This is a genomic window from Thalassolituus marinus (assembly GCF_020320395.1).
GTDB lineage: Bacteria > Pseudomonadota > Gammaproteobacteria > Pseudomonadales > Oceanobacteraceae > Venatoribacter > Venatoribacter marinus.
Map to the genome: position 1 here is coordinate 44,306 of NZ_JAEDAH010000096.1, position 25,663 is coordinate 69,968.

At 54.9% G+C, this 25,663-nt stretch carries 20 protein-coding genes and 1 pseudogene; 6 read left to right on the forward strand and 15 right to left on the reverse strand.

Annotated elements, in window-relative coordinates; translation table 11 throughout:
- The first annotated feature begins 395 nt into the window (after nucleotides 1-395).
- Complete coding sequence (locus I9W95_RS15285; protein ID WP_225676429.1) at nucleotides 396-896, forward strand: pyridoxamine 5'-phosphate oxidase family protein; 501 nt, start codon at nucleotides 396-398, stop codon at nucleotides 894-896.
- A gap of 135 nt (nucleotides 897-1,031) precedes the next feature.
- Here I9W95_RS15285 and exaC read toward each other — a convergent pair whose 3' ends face one another.
- Nucleotides 1,032-2,552, reverse strand: coding sequence for an acetaldehyde dehydrogenase ExaC (gene exaC / locus I9W95_RS15290; protein ID WP_225676431.1), 1,521 nt, complete (start codon nucleotides 2,550-2,552; stop codon nucleotides 1,032-1,034).
- Nucleotides 2,553-2,770: 218 nt separating this feature from the next.
- On the opposite strand from exaC, the gene I9W95_RS15295 reads away from it, so the two are divergent.
- The gene (locus I9W95_RS15295; RefSeq protein WP_225676433.1) at nucleotides 2,771-3,706 is read left to right on the forward strand and encodes a helix-turn-helix domain-containing protein; all 936 of its coding nucleotides are present in this window, start codon (nucleotides 2,771-2,773) and stop codon (nucleotides 3,704-3,706) included.
- On the opposite strand, the gene thiL is transcribed toward I9W95_RS15295, so the two are convergent.
- From thiL to I9W95_RS15355, 12 genes are all read right to left on the reverse strand, one after another.
- Complete coding sequence (thiL, locus tag I9W95_RS15300; protein WP_225676435.1) at nucleotides 3,694-4,653, reverse strand: thiamine-phosphate kinase; 960 nt, start codon at nucleotides 4,651-4,653, stop codon at nucleotides 3,694-3,696. The two genes, I9W95_RS15295 and thiL, sit on opposite strands and share 13 nt — an antisense overlap.
- A gap of 2 nt (nucleotides 4,654-4,655) precedes the next feature.
- Nucleotides 4,656-5,117 (reverse strand): transcription antitermination factor NusB, encoded by a 462-nt coding sequence (gene nusB / locus I9W95_RS15305; protein WP_225676436.1) that lies wholly within the window; start codon nucleotides 5,115-5,117, stop codon nucleotides 4,656-4,658.
- Between the two features lie 4 nt (nucleotides 5,118-5,121).
- On the reverse strand, nucleotides 5,122-5,598 hold the full coding sequence (gene ribH, locus I9W95_RS15310) for a 6,7-dimethyl-8-ribityllumazine synthase (RefSeq protein ID WP_225676438.1): 477 nt from the start codon (nucleotides 5,596-5,598) through the stop codon (nucleotides 5,122-5,124).
- Nucleotides 5,599-5,617: 19 nt separating this feature from the next.
- Nucleotides 5,618-6,733, reverse strand: coding sequence for a 3,4-dihydroxy-2-butanone-4-phosphate synthase (gene ribB / locus I9W95_RS15315; RefSeq protein ID WP_225676440.1), 1,116 nt, complete (start codon nucleotides 6,731-6,733; stop codon nucleotides 5,618-5,620).
- Between the two features lie 12 nt (nucleotides 6,734-6,745).
- Nucleotides 6,746-7,408 (reverse strand): riboflavin synthase, encoded by a 663-nt coding sequence (locus I9W95_RS15320; protein ID WP_225676442.1) that lies wholly within the window; start codon nucleotides 7,406-7,408, stop codon nucleotides 6,746-6,748.
- A 99-nt stretch (nucleotides 7,409-7,507) separates the two neighbouring features.
- Nucleotides 7,508-8,626, reverse strand: a complete 1,119-nt coding sequence (gene ribD / locus I9W95_RS15325; RefSeq protein ID WP_225676444.1) for a bifunctional diaminohydroxyphosphoribosylaminopyrimidine deaminase/5-amino-6-(5-phosphoribosylamino)uracil reductase RibD — start codon at nucleotides 8,624-8,626, stop codon at nucleotides 7,508-7,510.
- A complete protein-coding gene (nrdR, locus tag I9W95_RS15330) occupies nucleotides 8,623-9,117 on the reverse strand; it encodes a transcriptional regulator NrdR (protein ID WP_225676446.1) in 495 nt (164 codons plus the stop codon). Before nrdR ends, ribD begins: the two co-directional genes overlap by 4 nt.
- A gap of 99 nt (nucleotides 9,118-9,216) precedes the next feature.
- The gene (locus I9W95_RS15335) at nucleotides 9,217-11,901 is read right to left on the reverse strand and encodes a hypothetical protein (protein ID WP_225676448.1); all 2,685 of its coding nucleotides are present in this window, start codon (nucleotides 11,899-11,901) and stop codon (nucleotides 9,217-9,219) included.
- Nucleotides 11,902-12,058: 157 nt separating this feature from the next.
- Nucleotides 12,059-12,958, reverse strand: a complete 900-nt coding sequence (locus tag I9W95_RS15340) for a metal-dependent hydrolase (RefSeq protein ID WP_225676450.1) — start codon at nucleotides 12,956-12,958, stop codon at nucleotides 12,059-12,061.
- A gap of 247 nt (nucleotides 12,959-13,205) precedes the next feature.
- Entirely contained in the window at nucleotides 13,206-13,547 is a 342-nt protein-coding gene (locus I9W95_RS15345) for a hypothetical protein (protein ID WP_225676452.1), read from the reverse strand.
- Between the two features lie 166 nt (nucleotides 13,548-13,713).
- Nucleotides 13,714-14,976, reverse strand: a complete 1,263-nt coding sequence (gene glyA / locus I9W95_RS15350; RefSeq protein WP_225676454.1) for a serine hydroxymethyltransferase — start codon at nucleotides 14,974-14,976, stop codon at nucleotides 13,714-13,716.
- A gap of 167 nt (nucleotides 14,977-15,143) precedes the next feature.
- Entirely contained in the window at nucleotides 15,144-19,259 is a 4,116-nt protein-coding gene (locus I9W95_RS15355; protein WP_225676456.1) for a sensor domain-containing protein, read from the reverse strand.
- 261 nt (nucleotides 19,260-19,520) lie between these two features.
- On the opposite strand from I9W95_RS15355, the gene ettA reads away from it, so the two are divergent.
- The 4 genes from ettA to moeA all read left to right on the forward strand — a co-directional run bounded on the left by ettA (nucleotide 19,521) and on the right by moeA (nucleotide 23,812).
- Complete coding sequence (ettA, locus tag I9W95_RS15360) at nucleotides 19,521-21,182, forward strand: energy-dependent translational throttle protein EttA (protein ID WP_225676458.1); 1,662 nt, start codon at nucleotides 19,521-19,523, stop codon at nucleotides 21,180-21,182.
- Between the two features lie 304 nt (nucleotides 21,183-21,486).
- A complete protein-coding gene (locus I9W95_RS15365) occupies nucleotides 21,487-21,852 on the forward strand; it encodes a PilZ domain-containing protein (protein WP_225676460.1) in 366 nt (121 codons plus the stop codon).
- A 57-nt stretch (nucleotides 21,853-21,909) separates the two neighbouring features.
- Nucleotides 21,910-22,566, forward strand: coding sequence for a fumarylacetoacetate hydrolase family protein (locus I9W95_RS15370; protein WP_225676462.1), 657 nt, complete (start codon nucleotides 21,910-21,912; stop codon nucleotides 22,564-22,566).
- A gap of 10 nt (nucleotides 22,567-22,576) precedes the next feature.
- Nucleotides 22,577-23,812: a molybdopterin molybdotransferase MoeA gene (moeA, locus tag I9W95_RS15375; protein ID WP_225676464.1), complete on the forward strand. Its 1,236-nt coding sequence runs from the start codon at nucleotides 22,577-22,579 to the stop codon at nucleotides 23,810-23,812.
- Between the two features lie 15 nt (nucleotides 23,813-23,827).
- Here moeA and I9W95_RS15380 read toward each other — a convergent pair whose 3' ends face one another.
- Nucleotides 23,828-24,889 (reverse strand): methyl-accepting chemotaxis protein, encoded by a 1,062-nt coding sequence (locus tag I9W95_RS15380; protein WP_225676469.1) that lies wholly within the window; start codon nucleotides 24,887-24,889, stop codon nucleotides 23,828-23,830.
- 27 nt (nucleotides 24,890-24,916) lie between these two features.
- A pseudogene (locus I9W95_RS15385) lies at nucleotides 24,917-25,453 on the reverse strand (MCP four helix bundle domain-containing protein); the annotation flags it as partial.
- Between the last annotated feature and the right edge of the window lie 210 nt (nucleotides 25,454-25,663).

Below are 25,663 nucleotides of genomic sequence, written 5' to 3' on the forward strand. Positions count from 1 at the left end.
ATCATCTTGGCTAGTCTGATGGTCTGTTCGGCAAACTTCGTCACGTACCATGTATCTTGGTCCGACTAGCTTGATGTTGCTCAGAGCGCGCAATCTATTTATTGGCTTGGCTTATCCCTTTAATTGGCCCGGCCATTACTGTTGTCGCGCTTGGAGATGACTTTGCTCAGCAGAAAAAGAAACTTGCTATGCCATTGCTAAGTTACATTTTCTTAGCTGGTGTATTTGCTCCAGCACGTCATAGTACTGACGAGGGGGGGAATGGCTCCGGTATCGATACTAGTGGAGGAAGCGATGGAGACTTTTAACAAGCGCATGTTAATCAGCTGCTTCGTTGCTTGGGACCTCCTTTCAGTCGGCCCCAAATTCGGGCGCTAAGAACAAATGGAGAAACTATGAATATCAAGGACGATTGGAAGAAGGTAAGGTCAGTTTTGGAACAAGGGCAGGCTTCCAGCGTTTACTGCTCTATCGCCACGGTAAACCCTGACGGCACACCTCACATCACTCCCGTTGGCACTGTGTTCCTTCGTGATGATCAGAGTGGGTACTTTTTTGATCACTACGCCGAGGTTTTGGGTAAAAACATCGATCAGAACCCGAATGTTTGCATTATGGCCGTCAATGCAGGTCGATTATTTTGGCTGAGGTCTCTGTTAAAAGGCCGCTTTGTGGCCCCACCGGGTGTCAGACTTTACGGCAAGGTTGGACACATTCGTGAAGCTACAGCCGAAGAAATCGAGAAGATAGAAAAACGGGTTAAGCCAACTCAGTGGATGAAGGGAGCCAGGCTGTTATGGAGCGATTTCACCCATGTTCGCGACATTGAATTTACCCATTACAAGCCAATCACTTACCCGGTAATGATGGATGGGATGTGGCCGGAGCATACATAATCAAGTGGTAAATGTGACGCCACCATTATCGTATTTCTAAGGTAAAAAACGCCCGCATTAAGCGGGCGGTGCTGAAGTATCAGCAGGCAGTATGAAGAATTTCCCGATCGGTCAGGATCGGAGGCCTTCTGAAAATCAGAAGAAGCCCAGTGGATCAGTGCTGTAGCTAACCAGCAGGTTTTTGGTCTGCTGATAATGATCCAGCATCATCTTGTGGGTCTCGCGACCAACACCCGATTTTTTGTAGCCACCGAACGCGGCGTGCGCTGGGTAGGCGTGGTAGCAGTTGGTCCATACACGGCCAGCCTGAATACCACGGCCCATGCGGTAAGCGCGGTTCATATCACGAGACCATACACCCGCACCCAGACCAAACTCGGTGTCGTTGGCAATGGCCAGTGCTTCGGCTTCGTCTTTAAAGGTGGTTACTGCAACGACAGGGCCGAAGATTTCTTCCTGGAATACGCGCATGTTGTTATTACCTTTCAGCAGTGTTGGCTGAATGTAATAACCCGTACCCAGATCGCCTTCCAGCGATTCGGCGTCGCCACCGGTCAGTACTTCTGCACCTTCTTCGCGGCCGATTTTCAGGTAGCCCATGATTTTATCGAACTGTTCCTGTGATGCCTGTGCGCCGACCATGGTTTCGGTATCCAGTGGGTTGCCGCGTTTAATCTGACCGATACGCTCGATGACTTTTTCCATAAAGGCGTCGTACATGCTTTCCTGAATTAACAGGCGGCTTGGGCAGGTACATACTTCACCCTGGTTAAAGAATGCCAGTACCGTGCCTTCTACCGCTTTACTCAGGAAGCTGTCTTCGTGGGACATCACATCATCGAAATAAATGTTCGGTGATTTACCACCCAGCTCTACGGTGGAGGGAATAATATTTTCTGCCGCGCATTTCATAATGTGAGCACCCACCGGGGTTGAACCGGTAAAGGCAATTTTGGCAATGCGGGTCGAGGTTGCCAGCGCCTGACCAGCTTCGCCGCCGACACCATTCACCACGTTGAGTACACCGGCGGGCAGCAGGTCGGCGATGAACTCCATTAACACCAGAATGGATGCCGGTGTTTGTTCGGCCGGTTTCAGAATAATGCAGTTACCGGCGGCCAGGGCCGGAGCGAGTTTCCACGCTGCCATTAACAGTGGGAAGTTCCACGGAATAATCTGACCGACAACACCCAGCGGTTCGTGGAAATGATAGGCCACGGTAGTTTCGTCGATTTCACCAATGCTGCCTTCCTGTGCACGAATGCAGCCAGCGAAGTAGCGGAAGTGGTCAGCCGCCAGAGGAATATCCGCCGCCAGGGTTTCGCGCACGGCTTTACCGTTATCCCAGGTTTCGGCAACGGCCAGTGCTTCCAGATTCTGTTCAATGCGGTCGGCGATTTTCAGCAGGATATTGCTGCGTGCGGTGACTGAAGTCTTGCCCCAGCTTTCTGCTGCTGCGTGAGCGGCATCGAGTGCCAGTTCAATGTCGGCACCATCGGAGCGTGGCACTTCACAGAACACCTTGCCGTTTACCGGGCTGATGTTTTCCATGTAGCGACCGTTAACAGGAGCGACCCATTCGCCGCCAATAAAGTTCTGGTACTGCTGTTTAAAACTGACAACGGAACCAGGTTGACCAGGGTTTGCGTAGATCATGCTGTGTCTCCTTATTATTGTTGCCGCGTGTTCCACTATGGTCGTGGGCCGCAGACTTGAGAAGGTTCAGGCTATGTGATCTGATAATTCATCGCTTGTCTGGTTGTCCGGATCGCTTTTCTGAGCGTCCTGAAGTGTTTTATGTCAGCAGTGCAGTAAGCAAGCGCAGCAGAAAATAATAAGTAAAAACAACAGGATAACCCCGGTGGGAGGTTGTTATGGCAGCGAATCAATTGGTCAGCAGAGCGGCTTTTAACCGGCGTAAAACACATCTGGCGGGTGGGCCACAGCAGCTGGTCGAGAACCGTACCGTGTATGAAAGTCATGGTGCTGAGTTGTCGATTTACGATACCTTCGCTGCGGCAGATAAGGTTCGTCTGGATGCCGAGGAAATTCTTTATTGCGGCATGATCAGTGGTAAAAAAGTCCTGCACGGAAAGAATCATTTTAATTCTGTGTTTTTACCGCATGAATCCTTTGTTATGGCGCCGGGCGAAACCGTGGATATTGATTTTCCCGACGCTACTTACGCCGACCCGACCAGTTGCCTGGCTCTGGGTATCAGCCGCGATAAGCTGCGCGAAGTGTGCAATCAGCTGAATCAGAAAAACCCGTTACCGAAAGAACTGGGGGAGTGGAATCCCCGGCACGACCATGTGCTGCACACCTTTCATACCGAAGCCACACAGCAATTGCTGGTGCGTATTGTCGACAGCTTTCTCAGTCAGGACAGTGATCGCGATCTGGTGTTAAATCTCGGTGTCACTGAACTACTGACGCGTATGCTGCGCCAGCAGGGGCGTAATTTTCTGCTGCATTGCGCGCGTCAGGACCCGACGCTGAATGGCTTAACCGAGGTAGTACGTTATATCGATGACCATCTGGCTGACACGCTGGAAATCGATCAGCTGTGTCAGATCGCCTGTATGTCGCGTAGCAAGTTCTACGAACAGTTCCGTCATGTGATGGGCAGTGGGCCGAAGGAATATATTCAGCAGCGCCGGCTGGAGCGTGCGCGTGAATTACTGGGGTTTGGTCGCGGCATTACGGAAACCTGTTACGACGTTGGCTATGTCAGCCTCAGTCATTTCTCGCGCCGTTTTGCTCAGCAATATGGTGTGTCACCGAAAGAATATCAGTCTCAGAAGTGCTGATAGCCTGTGGCCTGCGGGCTGAACGGCTGGCCGTCTTTTAACACGCTGACGCCTGCGCCTTGCTGTGCGTCTGCTGCTGTTAGCCTGCCGATGCAGGTGCAATTCACCCCGGCCAGACTATTCAGCGCCAGGATGTCGTTGTGGCGCTCTGGTGCAGCGCTGAACAGCAGCTGGTAATCATCTCCGCCGGATAAACAGGTTTGCCAGTGCGGGTGGTCGCTGCTGACCGGGGTTGGTACCTGATCGGCGTTTATTTCAATGGCTAGCTGAGAGGCGCGGGCGATATGTCCGGCGTCCTGCAGTAAGCCGTCGGATATATCCATGCAGGCGCTGGCGATACCGACAAGACGCTGCCCCAGGGTGAACTGAATGGTGGGGTGGTAGTAGGCTTTTGCCAGCCCCAGTTCGCTGGCGGGATTTTTCAGCACATCTGGCAGGGCCAGTGCCGCACTGCCAATGGTGTTGCTGACCCAGAGTTCATCGCCCGCTTTTGCTGTGTGGCGCGTCAGCATTTTCCCCTGTGGCACCCAGCCCTGAACCGATATGGTGATGATCAGTAGCGGCCCGCGGGTGGTATCGCCACCCAGTAAGGGTAAGCCCAGATCGTGGGCGGTGGTGCGCAGGCCATGGGCAAACTGATCAAGCCAGGCGGGGTTGCTGTCGGGCAGTGTCAGTGCCAGATGAAAACCCTGTGGCGCAGCACCCATGGCGGCCAGATCGGAGGCGGCACAGCGTAACGCGCGGCCAGCAATTAAATGCGCCGGGGCGTTATGCGGAAAGTGAACATCGGCGACCTGAGTATCAATGCTTTGTACCAGATCGTAGCCGGCGGGAGGTCGCACGGCGGAGCAGTCATCGCCCACGCCGAGCAGTACGTCAGAACCCAGAGGGAAGCCGCTGGCAAAGCAGCGGCGGATAAGATCAAACTCGCCCTGAGTCTGACTCATGGTCAGCCGCGTGGACCGCGGATTTCAACCGTACGTTCGCGCTGAGCCAGTTTATCCAGTACACCGTTGATAAACTTGTGACCGTCGGTGGCACCGAAGGTTTTGGTCAGCTCGATGGCTTCGTTGATAACCACTTTGTATGGCACATCAATACGACGCACCATTTCATAGGCGCCCAGACGTACGATGGCCAGTTCGACCGGAGTCATCTCATCCATGCGGCGGTCGAGCAGTGGCGTGACCTTTTCATCGAGCAGGGTTTTGTCGCGAGGAACACCGTGCAGGATGTCGTGGAAGTATTCCATATCCACTTTGCTCATATCATTGTCGGCGCGGAATTCTGCCTCGATCTGAGACAGGTCTGCACCAGCCAGTTGCCATTGGTACAGAGCCTGTACCGCAAAACGGCGCGCCTTACGACGGGCGGCCGGGCTGGCTTTCTGATTGCCGGATGCGCGTGACATGCGATCAGGCCTCCATTGCTTTCAGCAGGGCAACCATTTCGAAGGCAGACATAGCGGCTTCTTCGCCTTTGTTGCCTGCTTTGGTGCCGGAGCGTTCGATAGCTTGTTCGATGGTGTCTACGGTCAGTACGCCGAAAGAAACCGGAATGCTGAATTCCAGAGACACAGACGACAGGCCTTTAACACATTCGCCAGCCACGTATTCGAAGTGTGGCGTACCACCACGGATAACCGCACCCAGAGCGATAACGGCGTCGTAACGCTCAGACGCTGCCGCGCGCTGTACCACTAATGGAATTTCAAAGGCACCCGGTGCACGGATGATGGTGATGTTGTCTTCTTCAACGCCGTGACGCAGCAGGGAATCCACCGCACCTTCGAGCAGGCTTTCTACAACAAATGAATTCCAGCGGCCAACGACGATAGCGTATTTGCCATCGTTCGGCGTCAGGTTTCCTTCAATAGTATCGATATGTTTCATGTCGGCTTCCCGGGCAAGATTAATCGTTAAATGGCAGATATTCGGTGATTTCCAGATCGAAGCCGGAAATACCACTGTATTTCATTTCAGAGCTGAGCAGGCGCATTTGTTTAATGCCCAGCTCGCGCAGAATCTGTGAGCCTGTACCAATGGTCAGGAAGGCTCCGGAACTGTCTTTATTCGGACTGCGTACTGGCCTGGCGCGGCCGAAGAAACCGTCGAGGCTGTCTTCAACATTTTCCGCCTGACCTGCAGACAGCAGCACCAGTGCGCCTTTGCCTTCGTCGGCAATGCGTTTCAGAGCAGCACCTGTAGACCAGCTGTCGTTGTTGCCGTTACGCATACCCAGCACATCACGCAGCAGGTTATTGGTCTGTACGCGCACCAGCGCCGGTTCATTTTCTGTCAGGTTACCCATGGTCAGTGCCAGGTGGGTTTCGTTCAGAATGGAATCGCGGAAGGTGTGCAGTACAAACTCGCCGTATTCAGTGCTGACGGTTTCGGTCGACAGCTCTTCTACGGTTTTTTCATTGGCCATGCGGTAGTGAATCAGATCCGCGATGGTGCCAATTTTAATGCCGTGTTTTTCGGCAAAAATTTCCAGATCCGGGCGACGCGCCATGGTGCCATCGGCATTCATCACTTCAACAATTGCCGAGGATGGAATCAGTCCGGCCAGACGCGCCAGATCACAACCGGCTTCGGTATGACCGGCACGGCTCAGTACGCCACCTGGACGCGCACGCAGCGGGAAAATATGCCCCGGCTGTACGATGTCTTCTGGTTTACCCATCGGGTTAACCGCAGCACGAATCGTGGTGGCGCGGTCAGCGGCAGAAATACCGGTGGTCACACCTTCGGCAGCTTCAATCGACACGGTAAACGGCGTGGAGAACTTGGCGCCATTACCGGCCACCATGGCTGGCAGGCCGAGGTAATCGCAGCGTTCGCCGGTCAGCGTCAGACAAATCAGTCCGCGCGCTTCAGTCGCCATAAAGTTAATGATTTCTGGTGTTACTTTTTCGGCAGCAACAATGATATCGCCTTCATTTTCACGATCTTCATCATCCATCAGGATGACCATTTTGCCGTCACGGATGTCAGCAATAATGTCTTCGATTTTATTCAGCGCCATAACTAAGCCTGCTTATTTCCAGAATCCGTTTTGCATTAAAAACGCCTGGCTGATGCTGCTGCCAGAGGTTGCTTGTTTGTCGTCGCTACCGCGCAGTAATTGCTCGAGATAGCGGGCGATAATATCGACTTCCAGATGCACTTCGTCACCGACTTTCAGTGCATTCAGGGTCGTTTCCTGTGCCGTGTGCGGCACGATATTCAGTTCAAAACCACCATCGCTCAGGGCATTGGCGGTGAGGCTGACGCCATCCACCGTAACCGAGCCTTTGGCGGCGATGTATTTACGCAGTGTTTCCGGTGCGCTGATGGTAAAACGCACCGAGCGCGCATCGGCACTGCGTTGCGCTACACGACCGACGCCATCGACATGGCCGGTAACAATATGACCGCCCATACGGGTAGTCGGCAGCATGGCTTTTTCCAGGTTCACCCGGGTGCCGCTGTTCCACTGTTCAATACGCGTGTGCGCCAGCGATTCGCGCGATACATCGGCGACAAAGCCCTGACCGGTTAACGCCACCACAGTCAGACAAACGCCATTGGTGGCGATACTGTCACCCAGCTTCACATCGCTCAGGTCGAGGCTGCCCGTGTTAATGGTCAGTGCCAGATCGCCCTGTTGATTTTTAACTGAAGCGACGGTACCCACCGCTTCAATGATTCCTGTAAACATGTCGTTCTCTTTCGCTTTGCAACGGCTCTGATAACGTCCGCAGCCGCGTTTCTGTTCAGCGTTGTTTTGCGTCTGACGTCTGACGTCGGACGTCCGACATTAAGTCTCCGACGTCCGACTCAATACCATCTTCAAATCATTACCAACCATTCGCACATCGTTCCACTGCCAGCGGATCTGTTCGTTCATGCTGTCCAGACCTAAGGATAGCAGTGGTCGGGCGTTGCTCCCGAGCAATGTCGGCGCGCAGTACAGTACCAGTTCATCGGCCAGTCCGGCGGCGACAAAGGCGCCTGCCAGTTGTGCACCGCTTTCAACCAGTACTTCATTGCAACCCAGCTGCGCCAGATGCTGCAGCAGGGCGGTTAAATCGATATGACGTCCTGTGTCTTCTGCCTGTGGACTGCTCCATTGGCTCAGGCTGCCCAGTTCTACGGCGCGTTGCAGCGGGCGTTCGTCACCCAGCTGTGCCAGCAGAATATCGCCGGCCTGAGAGAATATCGCTTCGTTGCCGCTCAGCCGTTGCTGCCCGTCAATGATCACCCGCAATGGCTGACGCCACAGGCGCTGTTCCTGCTCGATGCCGGTTTCTGCCGGGCGTACGGTCATTGATGGGTTATCGATCAGTACCGAATCGGCACCGGTAATAATCGCGCAACTGCGAGCGCGCAAACGCTGCACATCGGCCCGTGCCTGAGGGCCGGTAATCCACTGGCTTTCACCGCTGGCCATGGCGGTGCGGCCATCCAGACTCTGCGCCAGCTTAATGCGCACCAGCGGCAGACCGCTGCTCATACGCTGCATAAAGCCGCGGTTGATCTCAATCGCCTGAGCTTCGAGGCATGGGGTAATCACTTCGATACCCGCATCGCGCAGCATGTTGTAGCCACGACCGGCAACCAGAGGGTTGGGGTCGGAGCAGGCACCAACAACCCGGGCAACGCCGGCGTTGATTAAGCCTTCGGCGCACGGCGGGGTACGGCCATGGTGGCTGCAGGGTTCCAGCGTGACGTAAGCCGTGGCACTGCGGGCTTTGTCGCCGGCCATGCGCAGCGCGTGTACTTCGGCGTGGGGCTCACCGGCTTTCTGGTGCCAGCCTTCGCCAACGATTTCGCCGTCGCGCACAATCACACAGCCTACCCGTGGGTTCGGGCTGGTGGAATACAGCCCCAGCGCTGCTAACTGCAGTGCCCGGGCCATGTAGTATTCGTGGTTCACCCTTCTTCTCCCGTGCCATCGGCCACTGCAGCAGACTTCAGGGGGGTGGAGATGCGCTCAATCTCGGCGCGGAATTCATCCAGATCCTGGAAACTGCGATACACAGACGCAAAACGCACATAGGCCACCTGATCGAGCTGACGCAGTTCCGACATCACGCATTCGCCCAGCATACGGCTTGGGATCTCGCGTTCGCCAGCGGCACGCAGTTGTTGCTTGATGCGGGTAAGGGCGGCTTCTATGTCTTCAACACTGACCGGGCGTTTTTCCAGTGCACGCTGAATGCCTGAGCGCAGTTTGTCTTCGTTGAAGGGTTCGCGGGTGCCGTCGGTTTTGATGATGCGTGGCATCACCAGTTCGGCAGTTTCGAAGGTGGTAAAGCGTTCTCCACAGCTGATGCATTCCCGTCGACGTCGGATCTGCTCGCCATCGGCTACCAGGCGTGAATCAATAACTTTGGTTTCCGGGTGGGCGCAGAAAGGGCAATGCATAACTGGTAAAGAGCGACTCTGGTAAGAGAATAAGGTCGCACATTTTAAGGGATTCGGGAGGGAAGCACCAGCGCTGAACGCGCTGGTGCAAGAGGGGGCTTATTGTGCGACGTTGGTGCCGACCATCATGCCCAGATATTTACGGGTGTTGCCGCCATCCGTGGTGGTGCTGAAATGACGCATCACCAGCGTTTTGCCATCGGTACAGGCATATGTGCCGTTATACGGTGGGGTATCGCTCTCCAGTGAGGAAGTAACGATGGTGGCACAGCCGTCTGAGCCTGTGGTCATCTGCTCCACGGCAATGGTCACCGTACGGGTACTGGCGGTTGCCGGTTTGGCAAAGGTCAGGGTGCCGCTGCTGTCTGGCGTCAGTGCGACCTGCTTACCGGTCAGGGTGAGGGTCAGGGTCGAGCCTGAGAAGGTAGCCGTGCCGTATTCCCCACGCATCCCAAACGAGGACGCGCTCTGGGAATCAAGCACGCTGTAGAAGCCCTGCGCGCCAATGGCGAAGGTTTTGCCATCCAGGTTAATGGCAGAGCCCGGTGTTTTGACAAACACGCCTAAGCTGGTTGAGCGCCAGAAGGGGTCAATGGTTGAGTCAAAGGCGGTATTGGTGGCATTGTTGCTGAGGTTGTTGTTCCAGTAAACACTCTGCACCATCAGCGCTGATTGGTCAGTAGCCAGTAATACCGAGCCATGAGAACCCGCACTGTCGATGGTCGGAACATCGTCGTAGGTGAAGCGGCCATCAATGAAGTTGTAGTCACCGGGTTCTGCGTTGGTATCGCCCGGCTGCGGTAACAGATTCATGGATGACGGTACCTGACCGTTGAATTCCACCGAGTAGGGTTCAAACGATGATAATGCGCCGCTAGCGTCGAAGGACAGGCGAACATCGTAGACCGAGGTTTCGATATTGCTGGTGCCACCGGTGCCAAACTCCAGCTCAAAGCCAACGTACTCGGCATTTTTCACGATGTCAGTGCCCGACAGGCCGTTTTTGCGGGCCAGCATGATATTCATAATTTCACGGTCGTCGAAGAGCAGGTTGGTGGTGTCCGGCTGACCGTTTAGCAGGCCATATTCACGACCGTCGTCAACGCCGAAACCGAGGTAAAGACTGTTGTCTTTTGCTACCGGAACCAGACGCAGGGTGAACCCTTCACTGACGCTGTAGATGCCTTCGGCGCTGTCTAACTCGGTGTCTTTAGGAATGTCTACGCTGGCGGTGCCGTCGGACTTGAGGGCGATTTTGCTCTGGAACCCTTCGCCGGTGTAGGTTTCCAGCTCACTATAAATACCGCTGTTACTGTCAGAAATATTATTTTCGAACAAGTGGTTCAGGGCACTGAAACCGGGAGCTTCATAAAGAATCGTACCCTCGCTGCCGGTGCCGATTTTAAAGGTGCCACCGTCTTCCATTTCACCGCGCAGCAGGTAAGCGGTTGAGCCGTCGGTTTGTTTTTCCAGACGACGAGCGCTGTAAACAAGGTGATAGTCACCATCCAGAGCCGAACCGATGACGGCTGGTGCTTTGACCGTCAGGGTAATCGCGGTGGAGCTTTCCAGACCTGTGTCTGAATCGGTGACTTTTACGCCAACGCGGTAGTTGCCTTCGGTTGGTGGGGCGGTAAAGGTCTGGGTGTTGGTGGTGGAGGTCAGGCTGGCTCCCGGTGCATTGGTCAGCCAGTTGTAGGTAATGGTGGTTTTACCGGTAATGCCCTGCACTTCGCTGGCGGTCAGCGTGACGCTGGTGCCGGGGGCAACAGTCTGGTTGCTGCCCAGTGTGACTACCGGCGGTACTTTATCTGTGTAGTCGCCCGGTGTTGCAGCATCAATCTCGGTCTGAATGCCAGAGAAGTCGGCACCTGTGTCCAGGTTACGCGCGGCGTCAATCAATACTGCCAGCGTGTTCTTATCATTGGTATCCGACGATTTCCACACAATCTGACCAACTTGACCGGTGGAGGTGATGGCGTCGATAAAGTTGCCGATCACTGTGTCTACTGAGACATTGGTATCTTTTGCGATGCGGATAAAGGCGGCATTCAGCGCACCGTATTCCTGGTCGCCGACATCATCTTCTTCCGCCAGATTTTCGGGTGTGTCGCTGGTCAGGTCGGTGTCGGCATTCATACCCAGAATCGCTTTGATCTGGGCACTCGCTTTCAGTACTTTTTCGGCATAGGTCAGACTGCTGTCACTGTCTTCATCCAGCAGGCTGCTGGCCAGGCTGCTCAGTGACGTCAGGTTAATAATACGTGCCCCATTGATATCGACGGCGCTGCTGTCGAAGTCAGCAATGGATACCAGACGGAAGCCTGTTGGCATTGAGTAGTAATCGCCCAGCGGAACGTAGCCTGCGGGGCTGTAGCAGGCGGTGGCATCATCGCCGCTGTTGGTGTTATCGCACTGCAGTTCGGCACCATCCTGATAACTGAGGACGACTTTTACCACGCCGGAGGGCGGTGTGCGGTCTTCAAAGTCGAACGTGTACTGGCCGTTAGCGTCTGTACTGCCGCTGGCCAGAGCGGTGGTCTGGAAGGTACCGCTGGTGGTATCCAGGGCAAACAGTTCAATTTTTGCACCACGGGCCAGGCCTTTAATGGCAAGCCCCGTCAGGCTGACCCGCTCTACTTCAACCGTTGCTGCTGGTTCGCCGCTGACGACACTGCCATCGTCTTCGTCATCAGAGCCGCCACCGCCACCACCGCCGCCACTACAGGCTGCCAGGGTGAGTGCCAGAGGAAGGGTTGCAAGGGTAAAGCGTGACTTGGACATATTGTCCTCCATGGACGGTAGCGACGTATCTGGTCAAGTATAGGAGGGAGATGTGACGAGTCTATGAGTTATAGCAAGAGAGTATGAATCTGGCTCGCTAAGTGAACAATGTATCTTTGAAGGGGTACTGCATTGGCACAGTACCCCGCACAAATGATCAGGCCCGTTGCGGGTTTTTGATCTGATCAGCCAGCATGCCGCCCTTACCGAGCAGCTTTTCACGCCAGTCGTCCAGCAGCTGAACGGTGTCGTGGTCGTTCGGGTGGAAGCCCGGACGGAAGAAATCCAGATACTGTGGCAGCAGTTTCGGGAACAGGCCTTTCGGGCTCCACAGGTACCAGAAACCTTTCAGGTTACCCCATACATCGAACAGTTTGCGGTCTGCCCACAGCATGCGCGTATGGCCAATACCAACGACAGCAAAGAAGAAGAAGGTGACGATAATCATGGTCAGAACGCGGGTGAAGTAACCACCACCGATCAGGTTGTATACATCGTACGCCACGATTTTGTGTTCGTTCTCTTCCAGTGCGTGCCACATCCACAGCTTCAGCGCTTCAGGGTCCTGAATGTTGGATTGGTGCGATGGATCGCGCAGCAGCTGCTCCGCCAGAATGGCGGTGTAGTGTTCCAGTGCTACGGTCACCGCCAGCTGGAGCTTCTTCGGCAGTACTTTACGGGCAAAGCGCAGCAGGTAGCCGAGATCGCGGTCGAGATTGTCGGCCGGGAAGCCATGTTTCTCTGCCAGATCGTTGAAGGCTTTGTGCTCTTTGCTGTGCATCGCTTCCTGGCCGATAAAGCCTGAAACCTGTGCTTTCAGCAGCGGGTCGGAAATGTCTTTACGGTAGTTACGGACTGAGTCCACGAAGAAGGTTTCACCTTCCGGGAACAGAGTCGACAGCGTGGTCCAGAAGGTGGTCAGGAACGGACTGTCACGGTACCAGTAACGCTTGGTGTCATCGGCGAACTCGAAGTCCATGCGGCGTGGTGGAATGTTGGCTTTTGCCCCTGCTGTCTGACGGACAGGGGTAGAATCTGCTGTGCTTGCCTGAGTCATAGCGTTGTCTCCTGCATCGTTATTGTATTTATCCGACGAGTATTTAAGCCCCGTTTCCGACGTGATGGGAGGTAAGAGGCGGACAACCTGAGCGGGTGGATTTGCGCAAAAAAAACGTCGAAAGCGGCGTAACCGGCTCAGACAGGTGGGAAGGTGGGGCTGGAAAGGGAAAATAGCGCCAGTCCGTGGCACAAAATCACCCGGTTAATACCTGCGGATGATGATTTCAGGGGGTTCTAATCTGCCATCAGGCTTCCGCAAGGGGCTGCATTTGTTTCAGAAACTGTGTCAGGCGCTCGGACAGGGACAGTTGTTCCTGCTGATAGTCATCAATCAGTCCCCACTGACTGAAATGCCCGCGGCAGAATCCCTGGCAGATATCGTTGTAGTAAATGCACTGACGCCCCATGACCGCCAGTACCCAGAAACCGCAGCCTTCATCTCCCCAGGGGTGCTGTTGCCATAGTTCGGGTTTGGGTAACTGAATCAGCTGCCACAGTGCCTGGCTGCTGGTGTCCATACGCTGACAGGCGTCGGCCAGCATGGCCGTCAGTTCTGGTTCGTTGATGGGTGACCATTGGTTGTTCATATCAATTCCCCCATGTGAATTGAACGCTTACGTTATCAGCTGAGGGTATGACAATTTGATGACTGATTGATGACGGTGTCAGCAGCCAATCAAAAAGCCCCGCAATGACGAATCATGACGGGGCTTTCTGTTGCCGCTGCTTTATCAGCAGCAGTGGCTTACCGGATTACTTGTAAACAGGGAACTGTTCACACAGAGCAACCACTTTAGCCTGTACTTCTGCTTCAACGGCTTCAGAGTTACCAGCTTCCAGCGCATCCAGGATGTCGCAGATCCAGCCAGCCAGTTCTTTCGCCTGTGCTTCTTTGAAACCACGGCTGGTGATGGCCGGAGAGCCGATACGCAGACCAGAGGTTACGAAAGGAGAACGTGGGTCGTTTGGTACAGAGTTCTTGTTCACAGTGATGTTGGCGCGGCCCAGAGCAGCGTCAGCGTCTTTACCTGTGTACTCTTTACCGATCAGATCAACCAGGAACAGGTGGTCGTCGGTGCCACCGGAAACCACGTTGATACCACGGCTGATGAAGGTTTCTGCCATAGCGCGAGCGTTAGCCAGAACCTGTGCCTGATACGCTTTGTAGTCGTCAGACATGGCTTCTTTGAAGCAAACCGCTTTCGCAGCGATAACGTGCATCAGTGGGCCGCCCTGAGATTCAGGGAATACTGCGAAGTTCAGCTTCTTGTTCAGCTCTTCGTCTTCGTTGGCCAGAATCAGACCACCACGTGGACCACGCAGGGTTTTGTGAGTGGTGGTGGTAACAACGTCAGCAATACCAACCGGAGACGGGTACTGGCCAGCGGCGATCAGACCGGCAACGTGTGCCATGTCAACTAACAGGTAAGCGCCAACTTCGTCAGCGATGGTGCGGAAACGCTGCCAGTCAACAACACGGCTGTAGGCAGAGAAACCAGCAACGATCATTTTTGGCTTGTGTTCACGTGCCAGACGCTCAACTTCTTCGTAGTCGATTTCGCCGGTTTCCGGGTTCAGACCGTACTGAACGGCGTTGTATACACGACCAGAGAAAGATACTGCTGCACCGTGAGTCAGGTGACCACCGTGTGCCAGGCTCATGCCCAGAATGGTGTCGCCTGGCTGACACAGTGCGAAGTAAACCGCTGCGTTCGCCTGGGAACCGGAGTGTGGCTGTACGTTAGCGTAGCCTGCACCGAACAGTTCTTTAGCACGGTCGATGGCCAGTTGCTCGATCACGTCAACGTGCTCACAACCACCGTAGTAACGCTTACCCGGGTAGCCTTCGGCGTACTTGTTGGTCAGCTGGGAACCCTGAGCTTCCATAACACGCGGGCTGGTGTAGTTCTCGGATGCGATCAGCTCGATGTGATGCTCCTGACGGGCATCTTCGGCTTTCATCGCTGACCACAGTTCCGGGTCAAAATCCGCTATGTTCATATCACGGCTAAACATCAGGGCGTCCTCGTTAAAAAGTTGACTGAATAGTCCAGTTTTAGCTTAAAAATTTAGGCGGGCATTCTACCCTAAAGTCCTTGATCTGGCACTTGAGAAGCGATCATCAAGTGCCTGAACTTTGCTCATGATAGAAGAGACAGGTTGTAACGGGGCTTTGCCGGCTGTCAGCCGTCTTTCAGAATGTCGTGAATATCCGCTACGGGGACGGGGCGGCTGAACAGGAATCCCTGAACTTCTTCGCATTGCGCTGTGATCAGGAAGTTGAGCTGATCTTCGGTTTCAACCCCCTCAGCGATAATACCCATGCCCAGGTTATGCGCCATGGCAATGATGGTGCGGGTAATCTGCGCATCGTCTTTATTGTCCGGCAGATTCTGAATAAAGCTGCGGTCAATTTTCAGGGTGTCCACCGGGAACTGCTTGAGGTAGTTCAGCGATGAATAGCCGGTACCGAAGTCATCAATGGCCGTGCGAACGCCCAGCTCACGCAAGCTGTTGAGTACACCCAGAGTGTGTTCGATATCGTCGATCAGTATGCTTTCGGTCAGCTCCAGTTCGAGCTGGTCGGCACGGATACCTGAACGTGTGATCGCTCGGGTAACGATGTCGATGAAATCGGCCTGCTTGAACTGACGGGCAGAAACGTTAACGGCGATGCGCTGTAATTCGATGCCTTCGTCCAGCCAGCGGGCAAACTGCTCACACGACTGTTCCAGCACCCACTGGCCAATCGGTACGATCAGGCCGGTGTCTTCGATAATCGGAATAAAGCGACCCGGTGGAATAAGCCCCTTCTTAGGGTGTTGCCAGCGCAGCAGGGCTTCAGCGGCCACGGCTTTGCCGGAGCGGGCCTGATACTGTGGCTGGAAGTAGAGAAGTAACTGATCCCGCTTCAGCGCTTGGCGCAGGTCGTTTTCCAGCTCCAGCAGTTCCACTGCTTTTTCATTCATTTTCTTGTTAAAGAACTGCACGTTATCGCGTCCCAGGCTCTTGGCGTGATACATGGCGATATCGGAGTTTTTCAGCAGTTCGATCACACTGCTGCCGTCGTACGGATAAATGGCAATACCGATACTGCCACTAAGGAACATTTCTTTCTGACCGACGATGTAAGGGCGATTCAGTTCGTGCAGGATACGTTCAGCAACTTTAATGGCGGTGTCGGCGGCTTTGTCGTTATCCAGCTGATCACCAATGGCGATGGTGAATTCATCACCGCCCATACGGCACACCAGATCCTGCTTTTTGGTGCAGTTGCGCAGTCGCTGGGCAACCTGTTTCAGCACCTGGTCACCGGTTGGGTGCCCCATGGAGTCGTTGATGGGTTTGAAGCGATCAAGGTCGATAAACAGCAGGGCGACGCTTTCGTCGTTTTTACTGGCGCTCTGCAGCATGACATCCAGACGTTCGTGCATCTGGCTGCGATTCGGCAAGCCTGTCAGCGGATCGAAGTAAGCCAGCTTGTGAATACGTTCTTCAATCACTTTACGTTCAGTGATATCGGACATGATGATAATCAGACTCTGAACGTCAAAGCCTTCGTCGCGAATGGCACTGACGCCCGCCCAGCCGGTACGGGTTTCGCCATTTTCACGGGTATAGAAAATCTCACCCTGCCAGTAACCATCGACCACCAGTGCTTCACCAATTTCAGAGAAGAACCCGCCGTCATGGTGTTTCTGAGAAATCAGGAAATCCGGGGTTTTACCAAGTACATTGCCAGCGGTGTAGCCGGACATATTGGTGAATGCCTGGTTAACTGAGACAATCTTCAGAGTGCGATCTGTAATCAGAATGGCCTCGTTACTGTTGTCGAATACTTCTGCCGCCAGTTTCAGCTGCTGCTCAATCTGGCGCTGTTCGGCAACGTCACGGCAAATACCAATAATGCCCTGAACTTCACCATGGTCATTCCACAGCAGCGACGCCTGCAACTCGATAAGAACTTCGCTACCGGTGCGGGTGCGGGCAGGGAAATCGCGGCTGATCAGGTTCCTGGTCAGGCGCGGTTGCTCCGGATTGGCCCGTGCTTCGTGAATCGCGTTGTGCAGGTCACGAACCAGCTGGCGCAGGTCAGAGCGTTTAAAGATAGCACCAGCGCCTTCGCGCAGCAGTTCATCCGGTTTGTAGCCCAGCAACGGCTCGACCGAGGAGCTGACAAAATCGAAATTCAGGTTGGCATCCGTGGCCCAGATAATGTCGCTTACGTTTTCTGCCAGTAAGCGGTAGCGACGCTCTGATTCTGCGATGCGTTCCTGCTTCTCAATGTCTTCTGTAACGTCGCGGCCGGTGCCGATGTAGCGGTCGACACATCCCTTTTCGTTGACGCTGAAAGGGGTGTCGACGAAACGGATAACTCGCACCCGACCTTCATAGTCACGGAAGCGCACATTGGTTTCGTTTTTCTGGCCAATCGGAGTATGGCGGTTTTTTACCAAGGCGTCGTGGATAACGCCGGTCTCTGAATCCAGGCTCAGTGTTGTCCAGTCTCCGCGGGGGATTTTGTCCTGTGGATAGCCCAGCAACTCGGCGATGGAACGGTTGTAGAACACCACCCGGGTTTGCAATTCGTCATTAATCTCGATGACGTAAACAACATCGGGCAGGGCAGACGTTACCTTCGACCAGAAGGATTCACGTTCCTGAATCTGTTCAATGGCTTTTTTACGGTCGGTGATGTCGATCAGGGTCAGCAGAGCCTGGTTGTCGGCGCCGGAACGCAGGCTGAGGTTTACCCAGTAGTTGCGGATTTCGCGCTGAAACGTCCACAACTGCATTTCAAATTCGGTGGTGCTCAGGTTGAGTTCAATCGCGCGCTGAACGGCGCTGTAGAAATCGTGGCGGTCCTGTACTAACAGCTCTGTGTAGTCACGCAGCAGGTGTTCACGATCACGGGCGTGGGACATGCGCACTGCGGCATCATTGACGTTAATCAGGCGTGCATGGCCATCATTCTTATCCAGATCTGTCAGGTCGAGCAGGCAGTGAGCAACACCGGCTTCTTCAAACAAGGCCTTGTAGCGCTCCCGGCTCTCTTCCATAGCCTGGGTTGCTTTCACATTGTCGGTAACATCGCGCAGCAGCCACACCATACCGACAATCCGCTTGCCGTCGTACAGTGGGTTGTATATCTGCTCAAGAATGCGCTCTTCATCACCGATACTGATGGTCAGCTGACGTCCGCTTTCCTGCAGGTATTCAAGCTCCAGCGGCGATAAGCCACGATTCCACAGAGCGCTTTCGTCCGGCCACAGGGAGCTCAGAGACTTGCCGAGGAACTGGCGTGCACCGAGTTCAATCAGTAATGCAGCGCCTTGCGGGTTGGCATAGTCGATCACGCCCATGGCATCGGTTGATATCAGTGCATCATCAACGGAGATCAGTACACGGTCGGCGCGCTGCTCGGTGCGCCGACGCTGTTGTTCCAGACGCTGGGCGCGTTTCTCTTCGCGGCGCAGGAAATACCACAACATGCCAGCGAGTACGCTGAATACGACCAGTACGGATAACGGGTTACGGATACGGTTCCAGGTCGAGATGATAATGTCTTTCTCAACCGGCAGGGCCATGACATCCCAGTGCGTGTAGGGGATGTTGGTGCGGTACAGGGCCCGTTCTTCATCCTGCTTGCTTAGGGCTGGCTGTGATGCTGAATCAGCATAATAGCGTTCACGGATTGAAATCGAATTGGTCCTGGTATCGATCAGAATCATTTCGAAACCGGGGAAGCGACCACCGTAGATAATTTCTGACAGCTTGCTGTAACTGCGGCGACTGACAAAAACGTACTGTTCGCCGCTGTCGACGCTGAAGCGTGTAAAAAAGTAATAGCCACCGCGAGAGCCATAGCGCAGCGAGAACATTCCTTCGTTCTCTCCGGAGGCAGCGATGTTGGTATAAATGTCGGCGATTTCCCACGAGCTGAGCGTACCGCCGCCATCGGCCAGTACATCGCCGGAATCAGAGAAAAGCGTATAGCCGGTAACATTGAAGAAGGCCTGCTGAACGTCATTCCATAACTCAGCCCGCGAGTCTTTGTTGCCCTGTGCGCTGCGGTGCAGCAGATTCTGATAGCCGTGGCAGAACATGCGGTTGGCCGCCAGGCCAGCCTGGGCCAGCAACCCGGATTGACGGGCGTAGTTGTCCAGAATCAGGCGCACCTCGGAGTCGCGCTTTTCCATCTCCGCTTCATACTGGCGCCAGCTGTTTGCAATCAGAACCAGCACCAGAAACAGGAAACTCAATGCGAAAAGTGGTGCATTCAGGCGTGTGGATGACACCCCGGAACGTTCCTGGCTCTGAGAAAACAAGTTGAACAGCATTAATGCACTGATCCGGAAACAACAAATATGGCCTAAGTATAGACATCAGTGGTCATGATTAAACCCATGGCCTATAGGTTGGCGCTAACTTACCTGTCATGTTTGCGCTGATGGAACGGCGTATGGTGGTCGGATGGACAGCGCTGAAGCCGCGCCACGGTTGCCTTTGCAGGCGCTTTTCAGTAGCTTTGCCGGCAACTGATACGAGGGGTTTTTTACATGGCACAATACGTATTCACCATGAACCGCCTGGGCAAAATTGTTCCGCCCAAGCGTCAGATTCTGCGTGACATCTCGCTGTCGTTCTTTCCTGGCGCCAAAATCGGTGTGCTGGGTCTGAACGGTTCCGGTAAATCGACGCTGCTGAAGATTATGGCGGGCCTTGATTCCGACATCATTGGTGAGGCGCGCCCACAACCAGACCTGAAAATCGGCTATCTGCCGCAGGAACCTGAGCTGGATCCTAACAAAGACGTGAAAGGCAACGTGGAAGACGGTCTGGCCGAGCTGATGAATGCCCGTGCCGAGCTGGATGCTGTGTATGCCGCTTATGCCGAGCCGGATGCTGATTTTGATGCGCTGGCGAAGAAGCAGGGCCGACTGGAAGCTCTGATTGAAACCGCTGGTGGCCACGATGTGGATCGCCAGATGGAAATTGCGGCTGATGCGCTGCGTTTACCGCCATGGGATGCCGATGTTACCAAGCTGTCCGGCGGTGAGCGTCGTCGTGTGGCGCTGTGCCGTCTGCTGATGTCCAAGCCGGATATGCTGTTACTCGACGAACCAACCAACCACCTGGACGCCGAATCCGTGGGCTGGCTGGAACAGTTCCTGGAAGAATACCCGGGCACCGTGGTGGCCATTACCCACGACCGTTACTTCCTCGACAACTGTGCTGAGTGGATTCTGGAGCTGGATCGTGGCCACGGTATTCCGTACCAGGGCAACTACACCACCTGGCTGGAAACCAAAGAAGCCCGTATCGAGCAGGAAAAGAAACAGGAAGAGGCTCACGCCAAGGCTATCAAGCACGAGCTGGAATGGGTGCGTAAAGGTGCCAAGGGTCGTCAGGCCAAGTCCAAAGCCCGTCTGGCCCGTTTCGAAGAGATGAACTCCCGCGAGTTCCAGGCGCGTAACGAAACCAACGAAATCTATATTCCACCGGGTCCGCGTCTGGGCGACAAGGTTATCGAGTTTCATAACGTCACCAAATCCTTCGGTGACCGCGTGCTGATCGACGACCTGAGCTTCACCGTACCGCCGGGCGCCATCGTCGGCATCATCGGTGGTAACGGTGCTGGTAAATCCACCCTGTTCCGCATGATCGCCGGTCAGGAACAGCCGGATTCCGGTGAAGTGATTACCGGTGAAACCGTGAAGCTGGCCTTTGTTGAGCAGCTGCGTGACGAACTGGACGACAAGAAAACCGTGTGGGAAGCCATCTCCGACGGCCTGGATATGATCAACATCAACGGCAAAGACTACCCGAGCCGCTCCTACATCGGCCGCTTTAACTTCAAAGGCGGCGATCAGCAGAAGCGCGTGGGCGAGCTGTCCGGTGGTGAACGTGGCCGACTGCAACTGGCTTACACCCTGAAACAGGGCGCTAATGTACTGCTGCTCGACGAACCGTCCAACGACCTCGACGTAGAAACCCTGCGTGCGTTGGAAGAAGCCATCGACGCCTTCCCGGGCGCGGTGATGGTGGTATCCCACGACCGCTGGTTCCTCGACCGTATTGCCACTCACATTCTGGCGTACGAAGGTGAATCGAAAGTGACCTTCTTTGAAGGTAACTACACCGAGTACGAAGAAGACCGTAAGAAACGCCTGGGCAACGATGCGGCGCCTAAGCGTATGAAGTACAAGCGGTTGGCGTAATTGCTGAAAGTCAGACGTCGGACGTCGGATGCCTGAAGCCTGAAGCCTGAAGCCTGAAGCCTGAAGCCTGAAGCCTGAAGCTTGAAGCACGAAAAAAGCTTGACGCTGCGTGATCAGAAAACACACTGATCGCCAGCGTCCGACCTCCGACCTCCGACCTCCGACCTCCGACCTCCGACCTCCGACCTCCGACCTCCGACCTCCGACCTCCGACCTCCCGCGCCCTTGCTATCTCAGCAATTCCTACTACACCTAAATAGAAGCTGGCCGGGCAGTCGGGCTGGCCTTATTGCTGAGGTAAATAATGGATCAACGCCAGTTTAAACGCGTGCACTTTCTGAACCGGGTTCAGGTAGAGACCAATGGTCAGGTGCTGGAAACCCACTGTCTGGATATCAGCCTGCGTGGCGTGCTGCTGGTGAGGCCAGAGAGTGCGAACTGGAAATTCGAGCAGCAGATCAAAGTCACTTTGCAGCTGTCCGAAACAGACGTTATAGAAATGATCTGTTCGCTGGTGCATATCGATGATGATGTCGTGGGTTGCGCCTGTGACTCGATGGATCTCGACAGCATGACCGCTCTGCGTCGCTTGCTGGAGTTGAATCTGGCCGACCCGTCGGCAGTTAACCGGGAACTGGCGGAGCTGGTGCGGCCGAAAATGGAAGACTGATTTCCCCCCCTTTAAACCGGTATAGTAACGACCTGTTATTTCAGACGGGTCGTATCCATGTTTTTTCCTACCCTCGAAGGTCAGCCGTTCTCATCTGCTACCGGCAAAATTGTCTGCGTCGGACGCAACTATGCCGAACATGCCAAAGAGCTGAATAACCCTGTGCCTTCGGCGCCAATTCTGTTTATTAAACCGGCCGATGCCGCCGTTGCTATGAGCCCGGTTTTTACCGTGCCGGCAGATCGCGGTTCCGTACATCATGAGCTGGAAATCGCCATTCTGATTGGTGAGCGTTTATCGGCTGCCAGTGAAGAAGACGTGGCCCGTGCAGTTGCTGGTGTTGGTCTCGGTCTGGATCTGACATTGCGTGATGTGCAGGCCGGCTTAAAAGACAAGGGTCACCCCTGGGAAATCGCCAAAGCCTTTGACGGAGCCTGCCCGCTGAGCGAGTTTGTGTCACCGATGGCTGTGTCTGACTGGGGCGATATTGAGCTGCAACTGCAGCGCAATGGTCAGTTACAACAACAGGGCAACAGTGGCGATATGCTGTTTCCGGTGCTGCCACTGATCGCGCATATGAGCAGTATTTTTACCCTGAATCCCGGCGACATTATCATGACGGGTACGCCGGCGGGCGTTGGCCCGCTGCAGTCTGGCGATGAACTCCAGGCATCACTGGCCGACTGGCTGGTGGTGAACTGTCGTGTAGCCTGAGGCCGTGACCATGATCAGTTGTGATTCACCGGGGCTGGCGCCCGTCGATCAGGCACTGGCAACCTTGCTTGCTGGCGTTGTGCCTCTGCAACGCAGCGAGCGCGTTGTGCTGGCAGAGGCAGCTGGTCGCGTTCTGGCGGAAAGTATTACCAGTCCGATGAATGTGCCACCGGCAGCGAATTCCGCCATGGATGGTTATGCCATCCGTGCGGCCGATGTGCAGCAGGCCACTGAGCTGACGCTTATTGGCCGTAGTATGGCAGGCCACCCTTTCGAGGGCAGTGTGGCGCCAGGCGAATGCGTGCGCATTATGACCGGAGCACTGCTGCCGGCTGGCACGGACACTGTGGTGATGCAGGAAAATGTCACCTTGCCGGCAGATGGTGCGGTGGCCTTCGCTCAGCCGGCGGTGGCGGGTGATAACGTACGCGCCGCTGGCGAAGACATCCTTCATGGCCAGCTGTTGTTCAGTGCGGGGCGGCGATTGCGAGCAGCTGATACCGGGCTGCTGGCCAGTATTGGCATCGACAGTGTCATGGTGTCTGCTCGTCTGAAAGTGGCCTTGCTGGCTACCGGCGATGAGCTGGTGGAGCCGGGTTCGCAGCTGGCTGATGGTCAGATTTACCAGAGCAACAGTTTCGGCGTCGGCGCCTTGTTGCAGCGTTTCGGTTGCGAAGTACTCTCTATGGGTACCATTGAAGATTCCGAAGCTGCGTTACGGCAAGCATTTCAGCGTGCCGATGAAGTGGCCGATGTGGTGCTCACCACCGGAGGGGTATCGGTTGGCGAAGCCGACTATACCCGTGATGTACTGGAGTCACTTGGGCGTATGGATTTCTGGCGGCTGGCGATCAAACCGGGTAAGCCCTTTGCCTGTGGTCGCCTGCCTTCAAGCCTCTTTATCGGTTTGCCGGGCAACCCTGTGTCGGCGCTGGTGACTCTGCATCAGCTGGCATTACCAATGTTGCGTAAGCTGCAGGGTGAAGACGCCGTGCAACCTGTACGTTTGCCAGCTAAGGCTGCGGCCATGCTGCGCAAGCGCCCGGGGCGGTTAGATCTGCAGCGTGGCGTCTGGTCGCTGGCGGAGGATGGAAGCCTTCAGGTGCGGGCGACCGGCGGGCAAAGTTCGGGGGTGCTCAGTTCTCTGAGTGAGGCTAACTGCTTTATCGTGCTCGAGCAGGAACGCGGGCGTGTTGAAGCCGGTGAAATGGTAACCATTGAGCTGTTTGATGGCCTGCTGCTGTAGCAGGCCAATCATCTATCAGGCGCGAAAGCGATTCACCTGCTGGTGCAGATCATTCGACAGGCGTGCAATTTCTTCACTGGCCAGTGCACTCTGATTGGCGCTTTCCGACACTTCTTTCAGCCCCATACTGAACATACTGACGTTCTTATGAATCTCGTCCGCGACCTGTGCCTGTTCTTCTGTGGCGGTCGATACCTGGAAGTTCATTTCAGCAATGCGGCTGACGGCTGAGGCGATAGACTCCAGCAGTTCGCCGGCTTCACGGGCATAGCCAAGACTGCTACTGGCATCCGTACTTGCCTGATTCATGGTGCTCACGGCTTCGCTCGCTGAACTCTGCAGTTGCTGAATCATGGTGCCAATGGATTCTGTAGCCTCCTGGGTGCTCTGCGCCAGCTTGCGCACTTCATCAGCCACGACGGCAAATCCACGACCAGCTTCACCGGCGCGAGCAGATTCGATGGCGGCGTTCAGCGCCAGCAGGTTGGTTTGTTCAGCGATGCTGCGAATGACGGTCAGCACTTCACTGATCTCACCAGACTGGCTGTGCAGCTGGTTGATGACGTCTGATGCATGACTCACTGAGGTGGACAACGTGTTGATTGCATTCAGGTTCTGCTGCACCTTTTCTCGTCCCTGGCGTGCCTGCTGATCGGCGGCGGTGGCTTGCTCTGAGGTGCTGTTGGCGTTGCCAGCAACTTCCTGAACCGCGCCAGACATCTGCGTAATGGCGGTAGCGACCATGCCCACCTGATCTTCCTGATGACTTACGGTAGAACTGACCTGGCGGCTGATGCTGCTCATCTCTTCTGCGGCAGTGCTGGACTGATGGGCCGCATCGCGCAGATTGGTAACCAGAGAGTGGAAGCTGGTCAGCATGTGGTTAAAGGACGCGCTGAGGCGGGTCAATTCGTCACGGCCGTCTTCTTTCACCCGGCGGGTCAGATCCAGATGCGCGGTGATCTCATCAAGATCACGACCCAGCTCGGCTACAGGGTCCTGAATGGAGCGGTAAATACCTATTCCGATAACTGAGACCAGGACAAACAGCAGTGCGGCTAAGAGCAGCAGATTCATTTTCAGCGCAGCAAAATTTTCCTGAGATTCGGCAACGAATGCTTCTGAAACTTCCAGTTGCAGGCTGATGAGTTTATCCAGCGCAATCGTCAGAGGATCAAAAGCGCCGTACAGTTCCGCAATGAACTGCTGGTTATTCATACTTAAAAACGTACCTGCCGAGACTTGTTGCAAAAACCGCTCAGCGACAGCAGCGGCTTTTCCGAATTCCTGGTCGGCAGCGGCGATCAGGCGTTTTTCTTCTGCTGTCAGCAGTGTCGCCTTGTAGGCATTCCACTCGTCTTCGGCGCGGGCGCGGGCATTGTGAATCGCATCGTTCAGCTGACTGGCACTCAGCTATTGCCCCCTGAATTTGTGGAAAAGATCGACGATGGCAATACCGTACTGATCTGATGTGGCCTTTATCTGCTTCAGAGGAACCACACGATCGTGATACAGCGACTCAATGCCGGAATTCAGCGTGGACATAGAATTGAAGCTGATGGTCAGCACCAGCACGAGAAGCAGTAAAGGCATTGCCGCCATCGTAGTAAGACGCTGGCGAATGGAAAAGGAACGAAACATGGGGTTCTCCGCAAATCAGAATGACGCCAGTTGACGATGGCGTTATGCCTTAAGATTAGTACGGATTGTCAGAAATGTTTGCTTGGTGATAGTTTTATCACAACAAAAAAGCCACCCGGAGGTCATTGCTGTCCCACAAATTTTTATTTGAACTTTTGCGAAATATTCCAGGCCCCTTGTCCTCATAGAGGGGCCTTCCGAAACGTCGGA